Origin of the sequence: uncultured Fibrobacter sp., assembly GCF_947166265.1 — a bacterium.
In the GTDB taxonomy this organism is placed as follows: Bacteria; Fibrobacterota; Fibrobacteria; order Fibrobacterales; family Fibrobacteraceae; genus Fibrobacter.
Genome location: NZ_CAMVDO010000007.1, coordinates 59,849 through 74,911, shown reverse-complemented (window position 1 = coordinate 74,911; position 15,063 = coordinate 59,849). Strand labels below are relative to the sequence as shown.

Annotated in this window: 17 protein-coding genes; all 17 read right to left on the bottom strand. The window is 44.6% G+C overall.

The genetic code is table 11. From position 1 onward, the window contains the following. Positions 1-8 precede the first annotated feature (8 nt). The 17 genes from prfB to Q0W37_RS05395 all read right to left on the bottom strand — a co-directional run bounded on the left by prfB (position 9) and on the right by Q0W37_RS05395 (position 15,063). Positions 9-1,116, bottom strand: a protein-coding gene (gene prfB / locus Q0W37_RS05475; protein ID WP_297699541.1) for a peptide chain release factor 2 whose coding sequence is annotated in 2 segments (ribosomal slippage) — positions 9-1,043 and positions 1,045-1,116 — 1,107 coding nt in all. Because the reading frame shifts where the segments join, the coding sequence is not laid out codon by codon here. After that, a complete protein-coding gene (locus tag Q0W37_RS05470) occupies positions 1,116-2,126 on the bottom strand; it encodes a peptidylprolyl isomerase (protein ID WP_297699539.1) in 1,011 nt (336 codons plus the stop codon). Before Q0W37_RS05470 ends, prfB begins: the two co-directional genes overlap by 1 nt. A gap of 173 nt (positions 2,127-2,299) precedes the next feature. Further along, positions 2,300-3,199, bottom strand: coding sequence for a hypothetical protein (locus Q0W37_RS05465; RefSeq protein ID WP_297699537.1), 900 nt, complete (start codon positions 3,197-3,199; stop codon positions 2,300-2,302). Between the two features lie 104 nt (positions 3,200-3,303). After that, on the bottom strand, positions 3,304-3,825 hold the full coding sequence (locus Q0W37_RS05460; RefSeq protein ID WP_297699535.1) for a nitroreductase family protein: 522 nt from the start codon (positions 3,823-3,825) through the stop codon (positions 3,304-3,306). 7 nt (positions 3,826-3,832) lie between these two features. Beyond that, positions 3,833-4,099: a hypothetical protein gene (locus tag Q0W37_RS05455; protein WP_297699533.1), complete on the bottom strand. Its 267-nt coding sequence runs from the start codon at positions 4,097-4,099 to the stop codon at positions 3,833-3,835. Between the two features lie 114 nt (positions 4,100-4,213). Further along, a complete protein-coding gene (locus Q0W37_RS05450) occupies positions 4,214-5,272 on the bottom strand; it encodes a hypothetical protein (RefSeq protein WP_297699531.1) in 1,059 nt (352 codons plus the stop codon). 20 nt (positions 5,273-5,292) lie between these two features. Then, on the bottom strand, positions 5,293-6,177 hold the full coding sequence (locus tag Q0W37_RS05445) for a DMT family transporter (protein WP_297699529.1): 885 nt from the start codon (positions 6,175-6,177) through the stop codon (positions 5,293-5,295). A gap of 358 nt (positions 6,178-6,535) precedes the next feature. Beyond that, on the bottom strand, positions 6,536-6,805 hold the full coding sequence (locus tag Q0W37_RS05440; protein ID WP_297699528.1) for a hypothetical protein: 270 nt from the start codon (positions 6,803-6,805) through the stop codon (positions 6,536-6,538). 94 nt (positions 6,806-6,899) lie between these two features. Further along, positions 6,900-7,358 carry a Mov34/MPN/PAD-1 family protein gene (locus Q0W37_RS05435; RefSeq protein ID WP_297699526.1) on the bottom strand — a complete coding sequence of 153 codons (459 nt, stop codon included), beginning with the start codon at positions 7,356-7,358 and terminating at the stop codon, positions 6,900-6,902. Further along, positions 7,334-8,878, bottom strand: a complete 1,545-nt coding sequence (locus Q0W37_RS05430; RefSeq protein ID WP_297699524.1) for a ThiF family adenylyltransferase — start codon at positions 8,876-8,878, stop codon at positions 7,334-7,336. The genes Q0W37_RS05435 and Q0W37_RS05430 overlap by 25 nt, the downstream gene beginning before the upstream one ends. Position 8,879: 1 nt before the next feature. Then, a complete protein-coding gene (locus Q0W37_RS05425) occupies positions 8,880-9,980 on the bottom strand; it encodes a CBASS cGAMP synthase (protein WP_297699522.1) in 1,101 nt (366 codons plus the stop codon). Between the two features lie 3 nt (positions 9,981-9,983). Continuing rightward, positions 9,984-10,925, bottom strand: a complete 942-nt coding sequence (locus Q0W37_RS05420; protein WP_297699521.1) for a CBASS cGAMP-activated phospholipase — start codon at positions 10,923-10,925, stop codon at positions 9,984-9,986. Positions 10,926-11,138: 213 nt separating this feature from the next. After that, the gene (locus Q0W37_RS05415; RefSeq protein WP_297699519.1) at positions 11,139-11,342 is read right to left on the bottom strand and encodes a hypothetical protein; all 204 of its coding nucleotides are present in this window, start codon (positions 11,340-11,342) and stop codon (positions 11,139-11,141) included. A gap of 142 nt (positions 11,343-11,484) precedes the next feature. Next, positions 11,485-12,300, bottom strand: a complete 816-nt coding sequence (locus Q0W37_RS05410) for a PDZ domain-containing protein (protein ID WP_297699518.1) — start codon at positions 12,298-12,300, stop codon at positions 11,485-11,487. Positions 12,301-12,310: 10 nt separating this feature from the next. Next, positions 12,311-13,102 carry a hypothetical protein gene (locus tag Q0W37_RS05405; protein WP_297699516.1) on the bottom strand — a complete coding sequence of 264 codons (792 nt, stop codon included), beginning with the start codon at positions 13,100-13,102 and terminating at the stop codon, positions 12,311-12,313. Positions 13,103-13,189: 87 nt separating this feature from the next. Further along, a complete protein-coding gene (locus Q0W37_RS05400; RefSeq protein WP_297699514.1) occupies positions 13,190-13,789 on the bottom strand; it encodes a PDZ domain-containing protein in 600 nt (199 codons plus the stop codon). After that, positions 13,786-15,063 carry a hypothetical protein gene (locus Q0W37_RS05395; protein WP_297699512.1) on the bottom strand — a complete coding sequence of 426 codons (1,278 nt, stop codon included), beginning with the start codon at positions 15,061-15,063 and terminating at the stop codon, positions 13,786-13,788. Before Q0W37_RS05395 ends, Q0W37_RS05400 begins: the two co-directional genes overlap by 4 nt.

Below are 15,063 nucleotides of genomic sequence, written 5' to 3'. Positions count from 1 at the left end.
TTAACGAACTACTTCGTGCCTTCGCTGGTACTGAGCAGATAAGCGTTGATAAACGGCTTAATTTTACCGTCGAGTACGCCTGCAGTATCCGAGGTTTCGACACCGGTGCGTAGGTCCTTCACAAGCTGATAAGGCTGCAGCACGTAGCTACGAATCTGGCTCCCCCATTCGACCTTTTTCTTTTCGGCCATACGGGCATCGCGCTTGGCTTCTTCTTCCAGGCGGTAATGTTCAGCGACCATGGTCTTGAGCATCTTGTAGCAGGTTTCGCGGTTCTGGATCTGGCTACGTTCGGTCTGGCAGCTCGCCATGATACCTGTCGGCAAATGGGTCATACGAACGGCGGAGTCCGTCTTGTTGATGTACTGACCACCGGCACCGCTACTGCGGTAGGTATCCACACGCACGTCGGCCATGTCCAAGTCGAATTCCACGTCTTCGTGTTCCGGGTACAGGTATACGGCGGTAAAGCTCGTGTGACGGCGGGCATTCGCGTCGAAGGGGCTGATACGTACCAGACGGTGCACACCGATTTCCGAACGGAGCAGGCCGTAAGCGTTTTCGCAAGTGACTTCGATGGTCGCACTCTTGAGACCGGCGTCTTCCGCTTCCTGGAAGTCGACGACCTTAAAGTCCATATTTTCGCGTTCAAAGAAATGCGTGTACATGCGGAAGAGCATCAGCGCCCAGTCCTGCGACTCGGTGCCGCCAGCGCCCGGGTGAATCGACATCAGGCAGCTGCAGGCATCATCGGGGCCGTTCAGCATCTTCTTGAATTCCATTTCTTCGATGCGGGCCTTGAGGGCAGCCACATCCGATTCAATCGAGGAAGTCAAGTCGGCGGATTCTTCCGCTTTGCTCATTTCATAAAGTTCGGCGAGGTCATCGCAAGTCTGCGAGACTTCTTTCCACGAGTCCAGCAGGGCACGCAGATTGCCGATTTTTTTCATCATGGACTGCGCCTTGTCCTGGTCATTCCACAGGTTCGGGTCGGCGGAGTCCTTTTCGAGCACGTAAAGTTCTTCGGTCTTTGCCTCTAAGTCAAAGATACCCCCAGAGCTTATCGATGCGCGCACGCAAGTCAATCAGCCCGGTGTGTGTAGTTTGGAAAGCCATTACTTAGCAGCTCCGATAGCCTGCGGCGGAGTGTACTTCGCATCGAGGTACTGCACCTTGTAGACCTTTCCGAGGCCATCGAGGTAAGCCTTGAGCTGAGCCTGACGGTCCTGTTCGGCCTGCACACGCAGAATGTAGTCAATCTGGTGCTTGTAGCTTTCGTACTTGCCGTCGTTACGTTCGGTCAGCATGAAGATAGCGATACCGTCCTTATCGGTGTAAGGTTCGGTCATTTCGCCCACCTTGATCTTGTTCACGGCCTTCACGAAGGCATCACCCTTGGTCTTTGCCACGAACTTGCTCATCACGCCACCAGTCTTCTTGGCGGTCTGGTCGTCGCTGTACATAGCGGCAAGCTGGGCAAACGTAGCCTTCTTGGAGCGTACCTGGGCAGCGAGGCCCTTCAGCATGTCCTTGGCGTCTTCAATTTCCTGCTTGGACTTGCCCTTGGTGTAAATCACGATGCGGGCACCGCTAATGGAATCGTTGATCTGGACCTTACCCTTGTTGAGTTCCCAGAAAGCTTCCTTCTGCTTTTCGGTCGGATCCTTCGGATACGGCACCTTCTGTTCGAGAATGGCTTCGCTCTTCAGCTGATCTTCAATCTTTTCCTTGAACTGAGCCATGGTCGTATTGGACTTCTTGAGTTCCTTCTGGAAGGCATCTTCGCTCGGGAACTGCGACTTGAAGAGAGCGGTCAGACTGTCGACCTTGCCCTTGGTCACCTTGATGCCGAGTTTCTTGGCTTCGAGCTTGATGAGTTCCTGGCCCACGAGGTTGTCGATTACCGCATAACGGAGCTGAGTCATCATCTGGTCATCAATTTTCTTGCCACGGAACTGTTGTTCGCCGAGCATTCTGGCGAGGCTATCAATCTTGCCGGCAGAAATACCCGTCTTTTCGACGCGAATCACGTCCAGGCTCTTGGAGTTCAACAACTGAGCAGAAGCGATACCAGCAGCCAAAGCGACCGTCAAGATACCGCGAGAAACAAATTTAAAAGAACGCATTTTTATTCCTTTTTAAAATTTTCCGCCGATAATATAGCAAAAGGCGAAAGACGAGAGACGAGAGACGAGTGATAATCAATAAAAAAGAGGGGTAGGTTTCCCCCTCGCTTCTGCCGAAACGGCATACGCTACCCCATCGCCTAGGGGCGGAGCCCCTAAAACCCGGTTTCGCCTTAAAACATCACCCTATAAGGTAGAGTCTTGGAATGTTTGCGGCCCTTGGGGTCAAAGTACGGCGTATGGCGCACGGAATTCGGACGCTTGACCAACGGCTTCGCAATCGATGTAGGCTTTCCATCCCGATATACCATGAAAAACTGCATTAAATCATCGTCGTCCCCGTATCCAACCACAAAACCGGAATCATTTTCGATGACGGTCCAATCGGCCAATTGTTGCACATCCCCATTATGAATCGCATTTCCATGTTCATCGGTACAATATCCACTGCAACTATACTCCTTAGAAAAGTTTCGGCAAACATGATCATCCGTTTCCGAAGCATAATCAAATTGAAATTTTGTTGTATCAAAAGAGGTCCCATCATTAGAACCATAATGAATTCTGAACAAGGTATCATTTTTCACAAATAGTTCGATATACCCCACAGACGAAATGTCTTCCTTCCACGGCTCATGTTCCTCTTCAACAAGAAGCAACCAATCCTTAAGAATCTTCATTGTCATGTTTGTAGTTCGAACACCTTCTTTTTTGGGAACATATTCTTTAATAATAGCCTCGACAAATAAGGTGTCTCCTAAATAACTTTTCTGATACACCACGCCGGAATCAATCGATGCAGAAAGATCGCTAACAACACCGATATAATTTGTGTCTAAACGAAACTCGCCATCCCAGAATTCGGAATAAACTACTTTAATAGATTTTTCATCTCTTATAAGCTTCATTGTTACGTAGTTTTCCTGATGCTGTTTATAGGAACCGTCCAAAACAGCGTCATCAAAATCAAAATATATGCCATACCACCCTTTGTAATACGATAAAATCGCATCGGTGCAATTTATCGCATGAACAGCAGAGGCTAGGGCAAGAGCAAGAACAAGTAAACGCATAAAAATCCTTTATGTATAATTTCTCTAGAGATCCTTCGACTTCGCCCGATTCTATCGCCTTCGGCTCCAGAATGACAGGGCTCCGCTCAGGATGACACTCTATTTTAAATTTCTTCGGCGAATTCGCTCATGGGCTTGCGCACGGGGTGTCTCGGCGAAGGACCGCCTTCGGCAGGGTCGGCGTAACCCACATCCAAGAAGCAGGCCAGCTTGAGGTTTGCCGGGAACTCAAAAGCCTTCTCGATTTCAGAGGCGTTGAAGCCACGGGCCCACAAGGTCGCAAGACCTAAGTCGGTCGCCTGCATCATCATCGAGGTCGTCACGATGCTTGAATCCATGTCGCCACTTACAAAGTCGTCGTGATAGGTCACGGGAGAATAGCACTTGTCCTTGTCATAGCAGACCATGAGCACCACGGGGGCATTGTAGGCCATGCGGGTAATGCCGCGAAGTTTGGCGATGGCGGCCTCGGACTTGAGTACCTTCACCGTCACCGGCTGGCCATTCACGGCCGTCGGAGAAAGGCGTCCCGCTTCGAGCACGAGGGAAAGTTTTTCGGGTTCTACAACCTTGTCGCTGAACTTGCGGCAGCTGTAACGATTCTGGGCGAGTTTGATAAATTCCATGGTATACCTATAAAACATACAACGCAAGCAAAATAATAAAAGCGATAAACGGGATTGCGAAAATCGAGAGGAATCGCAGGCAGTAAAGCGCGACTTTCAGGTTCCAGAAGAAGAGTCGCCATCTTCCCCGTTTTGTCGAGGCAATTTCAGCCTGGCAATCGGGGCAAATGTTCCCCACCTTGTTGCGGTATCGGATAGCAAGGTTGCTTTCCATCGGGGACATCCCGACCTTGTCGTTAAATTCCTTGTTGCAAACGGAGCATGTGCACTGCATAACATTAATTTAGTAAAAATAATTCATAGCAAGATTACCGCCACCACACATAGCTCGTGGAAGACTCTGCTACGTTCCTCGCAATGACGTTGTTCTGAGTCTAGCCACCGAAATCTATCTTCCCTTAAACAGGGTCGTAATGGTTAGCGAATCGCTATCACCCTCGAACCAGCCTCCGAGATAATTGTACCGTAACACCCAGGTGATTACGGTATCTTTTTCAAGCGGCGATTCCAATTTATTTTCAAGGAAGAAAGGGTATTTCTCATAAACAGTCGGATAGCTGCCTAAAAGAGACCCAACCGCCTCCACGGCTGTTGTACACACGGTCTTGTCCCCTTGTTTTGAACAATGGCTCCGGTGGCCTTTTTCCGCCCATTCAGGCAAGCCTTCTACCGTAATAAAGTATCCCGTAAACAAGGAGTCCATTCCAAAAATCGGTTTTCGGGTATCCAACGTGTCGAGCGCCTTGCGGAATGCCAAGGTGTCGAAGGGAGGCGCATTGACGGCAGGAATATAGTCCGTCCAGGCATTAGGGCCATAATTCAGGAAGGTCGTATCGTAAACGTCCTTATAGAGTGTCGGCAAATACATCGTATCGCGATAAACCCGGTCATGTACGCACTTAAAACCGGAGCGACGGCACATCATCGAGCCCATCGCATGCCCTTCAGGAACATAAACAACCGGTGGATTCGGGAGCGCCACCACTTGTGATTGAGAGAGTTCAGCTGAATACACGATGCTATAGCAAAATATGCCTGTTTGGCAACTAAACGTCTTTTGCGTGGAATCCAACTCACAATAAACAGGGCGGTTGCCGCAATGATAAGAAGCAAGGCTAGGTGGTTCATCAACGCGGATTCCCACAAGCGTATCGAAGTTTTCGGTATACCTGTCAAAATACTTGAATCCGATATAGTCGTGTCTTCTAACCACCGTATCTTCATAAGCGGTATCGCCATAGACAATCACCGTATCGCGAATAAAGACCGTATCGCAACGGGCCTGCAAAGAGTCCCACTCTTCCTCTGGCAAAATTTGAGTTTTGCCGGCACTGCACCTGCCATCGGGATCGTACCCCTCCGGAGGCGGATTCAAGGTTCCGCTATCGCACGAGGAAAGCACCACCGCGACAAACGACAACAAAGTAATCAAGAACAAACGAAGCATGACTACAATATAGCAAACCATTACTTCTTCTTAACAGCAATCAGCACCACAGAGCCGAGAATTAAAATAATTCCTGCAATCAGGCGGCTAGTGAGAATTTCACCAAAGACAAGTACACCAATGCTCACTGCCGTCACGGGTTCCAAAGCTCCCAAAATTGCCGTCGGAGTAGACCCTATGCTTTTTACAGCCTTCACCATAAAAATCAGTGAAAGCACCGTCGGCACAAGGCCAAGCATAAAGCCCCAGCCCCATGAAGTAGCTTCGGTAAGCACCGGCGGAAGCCCAGAACCAAGCGTTACAGAATAGAGTAACAAGAACACGAGGCAAAAGCAGATGGCATAAAAAGTCATCTTCACCGAACCCATCTGCAAGTTGATGCGGTTTGCCATCACCATATAAATGGCGTAACTGATGGACGACAAGAACACGAGCAGGCAACCCACCGTGCTGAGCGTTGCGCCATCTCCCCCGCGGTACAAAAGAGCTATGCCCGCCATAGAAACCGCAATAGATACAACCGTCCAAATCCTGATTTTTTCCTTGAAGAAAACCGCCATGAGCACCGAGACTTCGAGCGGATAAAGGAACAAGAGCGTCGAGGCAAGGCCCGCGTCCATGTACTTGAACGAGGCGTAATACGCGAGTGAACTCGCGGCAAACAAGAAGCCGAAAGCGACTAGCGCACGGAACTCGCGAAACGAAATTTTAAAGTGCGAGCCCTTGGAAAGCATGACGACCATCAGCAACAATGCCGCCGTAAAGAATCGGTAAAAAAGCACAGTTTCGGGCGAATAGTTCTGCGCATACAAGTGGAGCGCCCCCAGCGGATTCGTGCCATAGCAAATAGCCGAAAGGGCTGCAAAAATAAAACCCTTGAGAGAGGCAATCACACGATCAACCATATTCAATACCGATAAAATAGAAATAACATTATTTAAGATAAAAGACTACTTCTTTTTCCTTAAAAAACAAAAATCAACAACAAATGTAAAACAAATTTTTCTATCTTTGCGTCCAAAAAAACAGAACAAAGGAAAATAAAGTGAATTTTAAACACCTTTCAGTTCTATAAATATTTTTGAATATGTTTCAAATATGATTGATTCTATCCAACAGACATATAGCACTAAAGTTAGAATATTCAATGCAAATATTTCAGAAATTCTTACACAACAACCTATCTAAAAGATGACTCATTTTTTATCCAATGCCCAACTAATTCAGTTCTAATTGGGCTTTGGATAAAATTTTACAACAATGTCAAACAGTCTCTACGGCAATGATATTGTCTTTATTTGTAAAGCGACAATCCTGAACTAGTCTAAACACACGATTCGGGCAAGACTTATGCCATTTCGTATAAGCCCCCATTAAAACAGACAATACACTTTTTTTAGGCGAAGATGCAACAAAAATTATATGAATATCAGATTCCTTCGGTTGAGGCCCGTAGTGACCAATTTCCATTTTTGCCTTTGTTACAACGTCTTCAATGATAACTTCCGTAACAAACACTTCTAAAGTATTCATTAGAGCTCCTTTTTCCCCTAAAATGAAAGAAAACTTATTATGTTGGGGAGAACAAAATAAGCCTTGTACATCCACTACACTTAATATAAAAAAATCAAATTCTTCCCTCTAAATAAACTTGCTCGCTTCCTATAATCAAGAATACAATCGGCTTGCCAGATTTCTTTTCAACTGCATTCCACCCTTTTTTATCTACACCGGACGGATGTGGATCACATTCTGGGTGAGAATGCCACTCACCCAAATACCCGATTGTTCCTCCAAAACGATGCCACACAGAGTCTAAGACTTTCAGGTGTCTTTTGTCTCGGCGAACAAATTCTGTTTTTGACCGTTTATCATCTGGGTAGGCAGGAGTCGCAAAAGAAATCGTCAACTCACCCGGTCGAATCACGCCGAACAGCATCCCTCCACTTTCATAATTGGTCAACACAGATTTCTGTATTCGAGCAATTCTCTTCATCATCCAATTCGAGAAAACGACTTTGAACGATTCACCTTGTTTTATAGGCAAATACATTATTGGTTCTATATTCTGCAACAAGCTGGACATGAACCATCCTTGGGTATAGTAACGCACTCCATCGCATTCCAGACATTATTCACACAAGCTTGGAACCAAAATAAAGACTCTTCTTCACCAATTCTATCAAGGGATTTGAACAAGGCCGTCATTATCAAGTTTGCCGCAGAAACTGATGCCGTTATAGGGAACGGAATATAAACAGCATTGCAAGTCCCCCTAGTTTGATCTTCTTCACCCAATTTAGGCAACACCGCATTATCTACCAAATACTTCTTTTCACAACGCAGGCAAGCCTTTTTAGAGTTGCTTATAACAGATGCGCACACAGCCTTACTCCGCCCGTATATATATCCACAAATATAGAGAGGCATTTTTGGTAATTGCGCAAGGAACCGGTTCAAGTACTCCGAGAACGACTCATCACCAGTAGTATCAAGCACAATGTCAAAAGGAAAATCCATCCCCGGTTTAAACGCATTTTCAAACGTTTTTTCGATAGACTCAATCCTAAAATTCTTAAAGCGTTTGCTTGGCTCATTTTTCACATGGTTTTCCAAAACCGCTTTCATGGCGAGGGCCTTGTTCACTCCCAAACATTCAAGGCCGAGATAATGTCTGGAAAAATTCTCTTCCGCATACTTATCAGGGTCAACAATAGTCAATGGATTTTTAAACCCGGCACCGGACTTTACCAACATCGGAAGCAAATTACTCCCTAACGTGCCACACCCGACAACCAGAATCTTCTTATCCATCAAAGGTGCGTTATTACCCATAAAAACATTCCTTGAAAATATTTTATTGTCGGTTTCTTCCGCAAAATACCGACAATTAAGATTTCCGCTGCGAGACGGCGACACAATCAATCCCAAGATAGTAGCATTTTTTCTAAAGGCGACAGCAAAATTCTTGGAAGAATAGCATCCCCATAAAACAGTCTTCCGGTAACGTTTGAAGGCTCGTTTTCCCATAGAAGCCTTGCCAAACAGGAGCAGGTCATTCATTGAACCAAAGGGAAATCCTATAGCCGAAATGTCAGCAGAGCCAGATAATGGATAAATAGGACACGAATAACTAGGCGAAGACGAATCACCCTCAACAATCTTCAAGGATGTTTTGCCAACATCCTTTATTCCAGCACTATAGTCACACGGCCAATACGAGGCCATCTCCTTAGAAAATTCTTCCCCATATTTTTCCTTGGGTAAATCGAGAATACATTCCTTTATTTGGTCAACAACTACTCCAACCATATCGTATGGTCTATATGCGTCAAAGACCAATTCTCCCTTTTGAAGATAGCATAATCCGCCATCCTTCTCTACATGGGGAACCTTTCTAAAACAAAGGTCATCATATTGCCGAGCCAAGCAAGCCCTGGGAAATTCAGTACAGCACTGATTATCAAACAATAACTTTACAATTACTGTTCCAAAGGTACTCGATTCTATCGGCCCTTCAAATTCGGCAGAAAGACTCCCACTGCAAGGAATAAAGTTCCATGCAGCGAGAGCATCCTTAAGATTTTCCCAGGGACTGTCTTTCATATCAGCCGGCTCTCACAGACGGCAGTGCTCCTCTACGGTTTATCTGTACCGAATCCTTTATCACGGGGAATCTCTTTCCAAGGTGACGTTGCACAGCCTGCGACCGCGCCGCATCAGAGGGGTCCATATTGCCAGCAATGGCAGAAGCTAAGCCTCCCGCCCGACTCTGTAGCACTTTGAACTTTTCCGTCGGGCACTTGATACCTTCCCTTGGATCAGCCGGATTCTCTACAGAGACCTCATCATCATCGGGCAAGGACATTGACTTGATAAATTTCAAGACCTTCAAAAGTTCTGCCGAAATATCATCGGTAAATGATTTTCCTGCATTGGCCTTTTCCGCAAGGCTCATCAGGAATATGGACGAAGGCCCCTTTCCATCTTGGAAATTGAAATCGCGCCATCCTTTTAGAATCCTATAAATAGCGCGGTCGTCATCGTCCTTATTCATGAAATACAGGTTCAGCAAGCGTGGATCCGATTTTTTCCAGGAATACAGACCGTTATCTTCGCGATAAGCAAGCATTATGGACTTTGTGGGCAAATCATCCCAATCCAAATCCCTTTCTTCTTGTTCATCACAAGCAGCAAAAGTGCTCCCTTGCGCACTTTCATTGACAGGGCGCATATCCCGAATTTTTTGAAATTCCTTATCAGGCACCGAATACAAGGGAACATCAAAATGAATCTCATCAGAAAGAGTTAGACAATACGACTTTTTCCCCTTCTCAGCGGTCCACCCATTTGCTTTAGCCAAAGGCTTAAGTATGGAATCGACCATATCAAAGAAATCGTTTGCGGCTTCTCTAGGTTCCGATTCATCTTCATGATACGACAACGGAAGATAGCACCCATAATCAAAATCAACCTGTTGCGCCGGTGGACAACAAGGCATGTTTTGCGTTTTATAACCAGCAGACCCCTGTCTCATAAAACGCGGCACAATTCGGTTTCCTTCTTGTGCCGTCCGTTCTCCAATCCCTTCAGCTAACGCTCGCTTTACCTTCAATCGAGCATCTTCTAATATATCCCTGACCTCTTGCGAGACATCTATCTCCTTAAGGTATCCACGGAAGCAATCATTCAAGCACTTGCATTCCATACTCTATTCTCCCTCCGCCATATATTTCTGCAATGCAGTGCGCGCATTTTGGTAGGCGGAACGCGCTTGTTGTGAAAGTATTTGCTGGGCCTTTGGGTTCGCCTTATCTAGTGCAATGAACTTCACCTGCTCCTTTGGTGGGGTTACATCTATTTTCATATAACGGTCCGGCCCAAGTTTAAATTTCAGGATATTCTCCGTTGCGGCCTCTTGTGCGGAAATAGACAAATCAAACAATTTGCCTCGCCAACGAGTCAGAAATCCAGAATTAACCGTTTTACATACATCCGTGATGCCGGAACTCATCGTTCCTATATGCAACAGCTTGTAGGATTGAGAATCCATATTCAAGAACCGTTCGGCCTCTATGCACGCATACAATCCCGGATGGTTCGCAACCAAGCCCCCATCAACCATATACCATCCATAAAGTTTTTCCATCTTATGTATAGGGAAATAGGTCGGAGCGGCACTAGTTGCCAAGGCAACATCAACCAGACGATATTCCTTATCCATTTTCAAACTATCATGATGAGGTGTCTTGAAAACCTGCGGCATACCCGTAGAAAGATTAACAGCCGGTATCAACACCTTATGCTTCAAGTCCTCAATAGTCCGATCCTCTAAGAGTTGCTCCAAAGCAGCCCTCAACTGTTTGTCAGAAAATTTCTGCCTTATAAGGCCCAACGGCCACCTTATCTTTGGGAAAATCTTAGGTCCCCAATCCTTATAGAAGTTGACCATTTTTTCTGTAGGAATTTCTGAGGCAAGGCATAAAGCATTAATTCCCCCAATAGAAGTTCCTGCGATCAAAGCGAAACGGCGAGCTAAAGGCATGCCAAGTTCAGATTCCATATAGGAAAGGACGTTTGCTTGAAAGAAACCTCGGAATCCACCTCCCGATAGGGATAGAAGCTTTGGCGTGGACATTTTTTGATCAGACATAAGACTCCTCTCATTGTTAAATGTAATTTTCTTTTGCAAATACCGTGCCAACCGCCAAAATAGGCTTTTGGGGCGTTGGGGCAACCGCAGATGCTTCAAAAAGCTCCAGATATTCTTACGCACCTTTGGCCTGTAGCATTTCTAAACGATTCCTGCATGTCAACGCCCCCTCCACGCACTACAACGGGTTCATCCAGAGAGTCAGATAAGAATTTAAGGACAATTACACCAACTCGGTTTTACAACAGGCAAGTCCATATAATCCTTGTCAACTAATTTCTGCACTCTCATTTTCTCATAATCTAAACGAAGGCATTCATTCAAGTCATCTTTCCCATAATGACTATAGATAGCCCATTCTTCTTCAATTTGGCCCATTTTCTTTTTGTACCGATATTTTCCTTCAAATTTGTACATATTATATACCTCCATATGATATTAGATAAGTGCAATATTTTCACATTCAAAACATCGACTTCGTTGAGCCAATAAACGAACTACATCTTACCAAGTGTAGCCTACTACTCCCACACCAACCATCCTTCAATTAACTTTTTAATTATTTCAGCAAAGCATTTCGTCCACTAACAAAACCGTTGTGTTCGATAGTCACCATGTAGCGACCACTCGGAACATTTTCGGAATTCCATTTCAGGGAATTGTAACCGGGTTGGGCATTCTCGCTGACAAGCGTTGCAACCACAGCACCATCTGCATCCATAATGGTGATTACAGCCCTACCAGCGGATTTCAGTTCAAAGCCAACGGATGTTCGGCTAAGCCCCTTCAATGTTGCAGAAGCGTTTTTGTTCAAATTAGGTTGCTTTATCTTGGGTGCAAACTCGTCCGCTTTTTCGACATAGATTCCGTTCAGTGACTTAGCGGAAACCTGCGACTCAGATTTCACCAAAGTTCCGTTTTGTAGTACGGCTACAAGTTGCTTGTTATTTTCTGTCGCACTTGCGTAGGTTTCAAGTTCCTGAGCATTGAATTCGGACTTGTCACCATACCAAGATTCGACACGTTCGCTTTCCAAGTCCTTTACCGTAATTTGAGCGCGACGAAGAGTCGCCGACAGCGTATCAACGCCACTTACAAAGGTAATCTCAAGCGGCTTGTTTTTCTGACCGCGAAGTTTCGCCTTCGACTCTTCGATAGATATTCCTTTGAGCGATTCTCCATCTACCGCAATGATAACATCATTTGGTTGCAACTTTGTTTCCGCAGCTGGTGTACCTGGGATTACCTCAACAACCTTAACACCATCGCGCACTTGATAAATTGACACACCAATGCCACCGAAGGATTCGGAAGCAAAAAGTGGAGATGCAAATAATGCGACTTCAAAAACAAATAAACCATATTTACTTTTCATACATTCCACCCTATTTTAACAAAAATCTTTTATTAGAAATTTCTAGAATTGCCGGTATTTTCTTCACGCTTACAATCCCATTCTTAATGAGACCTCGATTCAAAAGAACTCCATTCAAGTCATAAAGCATAAAAGACTCAGAGTTTTTTATATCGTTGATATAGAATGTTTTCATTCCTATCTTGCAAGCCCTCATTGCAGAGGAAAATGGTATCACATGCAAACTAGCCTTTTGAAGTAGTTCGGGCAACAATTCAAACAACTGCGCTGGAGCTGGTATCGATCCACCATCTTCTCCCCCAGCAGAACAATAAAGTACAGAGTCCTTATCCATCTCAAATTTATGAGTAAATTCAACACCTATTATACTTCCCTTTCGTAGGCTCGAATCTGGAACACAGGACATTTCAGAAAGCACCCTATTTATTAAATGCGATGCGCTATCCATCGAAATATCCAGTATATTCCATTTTTGCAAATTCATAAACTCATATTCCATAACATTGGTCAAACGCTCTTTATACTGGTAGCTTTCCTCGACTTCATCATGGATTCCCCAAATTCCAACGCCATTTTTAAATACATATACAACATAATCTGTGTCAAGAAAAGAATAATAAGCAATTGAAGAATCCTTCGCACAGTGAAGAAATTTCTTCAGCGAATCATTACTGCATACTCTATCTCGATGGAAATTCAAATATCCTGATTCAAATTGCAACACCGTCGAAGTTCTCCATTGAGACCACTCCGCAGCATAAATAAAAGAAACCAAAGCAAACAAAAATAGAAGTCTATTCATATGTTACTCCTTATTTTAGAACAACATCCAATACAGGAACAATCGGATCAAAATCTACTCGGTATACTCTTGAATTTTGATGGAATGTTACATTTTCCCAACAAATCGACCATACATCAACTTATTTGTTTGCCCCATTATCAAATCAGCCTTAGCTGCATGAATTGTCCCTGCCCAGTCTCCTTCAATAAACATATCCTTATCACTTAGTTGTATGAGCTTAAAGTCTCTTGCAACAAGTTCCTGGTTTTCATTCACAATGGAAGTTTTCCACAATGTTTTACCATTAGTCCAAATTATAGTTCCTTGACCTGGATTTGTAAATTCAATAGAGCTTCCCGATTCTAATTGAATCACGCCTATTTTCATTTCACCGGGACCAATCTTCAAAGTTCCACCAGCCTCGACCTTAACCATTTGGTATTCGAGAAACTTGCCTTTGAGCGATTCTCCATCGATCGCAATGACAACATCATTTGCTTGCAACTTCGTTTCCGCAGCCGGTGTGCCGGGGACAACCTCAGCAACCTTAACACCATCGCGTACCTGATAAATCAACACACCAATGCCACCGAAGGACACTGATGCATAAATACAATTTACAAACAACGTTATTGCACATATAGCCATTTTTTTCATAATCTTTTTAAGTTCCTCGTAGAAGAAAGCCTCGTTAGATTTTTTCATTCAACCGTCGGATAGGATTCCTGATCTGAAATAACACTATCCAAATCCTTTAAAGGAAATTTCAAAAGAGCCGTTTCATTCGCCACATATAGAGTATCCCCTATTGTAACCATATCATAAGATGAACCATGAGATAGACAAATATAATTGGGGCAAAAGTTGCCATAGACTTTTCGCCAACCCTTTTCTTCATTTTTATAAGGAGTTCCATAGTCTCCCATGTAAACACTAGGCCAGGGATCACTTCCCGCAATAAAGAGATGTTTTCCGTCCGACGCTAAGGAAAAACGCTTGAACGGTGTATTGTGATAAGTCATGTGTCCGCGATATGGGTCAGCATAAGGGTCTGTCGTATCAATTGTCTCGTCATAGGTTTCAATAACACTGTCTATAGGATTCCAAAGATCAAGAGTTTCGTCATATTCCAGTACATTAGACGAAGTTTTTTCGCCAATCACATATATTTTTCCCTTATGAACTACAATATCCAACGCAATGTCGCTTGTGTCATAAACAGGAACCCAAGTCGCCCAACTTGGAATTGGAATTTTCGCCATTCTTTTCCAGCTACCATCATAGCGCCACATTCCACGATCTCCGCTAATGGTATATAATTTGCCGTTTAGTTCCACACCTTTATGGAACTGCATAGGGTATTCCTTAGAAGAATCATAATCGTAGGTAACATCCACCCATCCAGCATCTGTTTGCATTTTGAACGCAATCTTTATGACTTCGCTACGCCTATCAGTGCTATCCTCGTACCCGGCAAAACAGACAACGGGACGCCCCTGATAAATGGCAATTCCGTATACATTATAATAACCGATTGAATCGAACGGCAACGCATAAATCTCGTTCCATGAGCAACGTTCAAAGTCGTATTTCAGGACCTTGCCACTAAGCTGGGTTCCCGCATAAAGCCCCGTGGAATCGCCATACACGTAACGAATCCATTCGGAACTGACAAGCGTATCCCAATGAGTTGACCCAATCTTCGAAGCAAAGACCCTTGGGGTGTAAGTAACAGAACCCAGTGAAGAATACTGATTGCTAGACCAGTAGTTGTCTACCAGAACAATTCTATCATTAACATGATAAATAGACTTCAAACCTCCATACATCTTAGAGTCATGTAACTCCGGAATGAAATCACCCTTACGCCAGCCAAAATCCGGATCTTCATTATGTGTACCAGAAGAGCGAGTCACAGAAGGCTCATCGGAACAAGCAAATAAAATTATGACAATAAAAAGGATGAATATTTTTTTCAT

Excerpts from the sequence above, each read along its gene's own strand:
- Q0W37_RS05470 (WP_297699539.1), bottom strand. The coding sequence starts at position 2,126 with ATGCGTTCTTTTAAATTTGTTTCTCGCGGTATCTTGACGGTCGCTTTG.
- Q0W37_RS05465 (WP_297699537.1), bottom strand. The coding sequence starts at position 3,199 with ATGCGTTTACTTGTTCTTGCTCTTGCCCTAGCCTCTGCTGTTCATGCG.
- Q0W37_RS05460 (WP_297699535.1), bottom strand. The coding sequence starts at position 3,825 with ATGGAATTTATCAAACTCGCCCAGAATCGTTACAGCTGCCGCAAGTTC.
- Q0W37_RS05455 (WP_297699533.1), bottom strand. The coding sequence starts at position 4,099 with ATGCAGTGCACATGCTCCGTTTGCAACAAGGAATTTAACGACAAGGTC.
- Q0W37_RS05450 (WP_297699531.1), bottom strand. The coding sequence starts at position 5,272 with ATGCTTCGTTTGTTCTTGATTACTTTGTTGTCGTTTGTCGCGGTGGTG.
- Q0W37_RS05445 (WP_297699529.1), bottom strand. The coding sequence starts at position 6,177 with ATGGTTGATCGTGTGATTGCCTCTCTCAAGGGTTTTATTTTTGCAGCC.
- Q0W37_RS05440 (WP_297699528.1), bottom strand. The coding sequence starts at position 6,805 with ATGAATACTTTAGAAGTGTTTGTTACGGAAGTTATCATTGAAGACGTT.
- Q0W37_RS05435 (WP_297699526.1), bottom strand. The coding sequence starts at position 7,358 with ATGTCCAGCTTGTTGCAGAATATAGAACCAATAATGTATTTGCCTATA.
- Q0W37_RS05430 (WP_297699524.1), bottom strand. The coding sequence starts at position 8,878 with ATGAAAGACAGTCCCTGGGAAAATCTTAAGGATGCTCTCGCTGCATGG.
- Q0W37_RS05425 (WP_297699522.1), bottom strand. The coding sequence starts at position 9,980 with ATGGAATGCAAGTGCTTGAATGATTGCTTCCGTGGATACCTTAAGGAG.
- Q0W37_RS05420 (WP_297699521.1), bottom strand. The coding sequence starts at position 10,925 with ATGTCTGATCAAAAAATGTCCACGCCAAAGCTTCTATCCCTATCGGGA.
- Q0W37_RS05415 (WP_297699519.1), bottom strand. The coding sequence starts at position 11,342 with ATGTACAAATTTGAAGGAAAATATCGGTACAAAAAGAAAATGGGCCAA.
- Q0W37_RS05410 (WP_297699518.1), bottom strand. The coding sequence starts at position 12,300 with ATGAAAAGTAAATATGGTTTATTTGTTTTTGAAGTCGCATTATTTGCA.
- Q0W37_RS05405 (WP_297699516.1), bottom strand. The coding sequence starts at position 13,102 with ATGAATAGACTTCTATTTTTGTTTGCTTTGGTTTCTTTTATTTATGCT.
- Q0W37_RS05400 (WP_297699514.1), bottom strand. The coding sequence starts at position 13,789 with ATGAAAAAATCTAACGAGGCTTTCTTCTACGAGGAACTTAAAAAGATT.
- Q0W37_RS05395 (WP_297699512.1), bottom strand. The coding sequence starts at position 15,063 with ATGAAAAAAATATTCATCCTTTTTATTGTCATAATTTTATTTGCTTGT.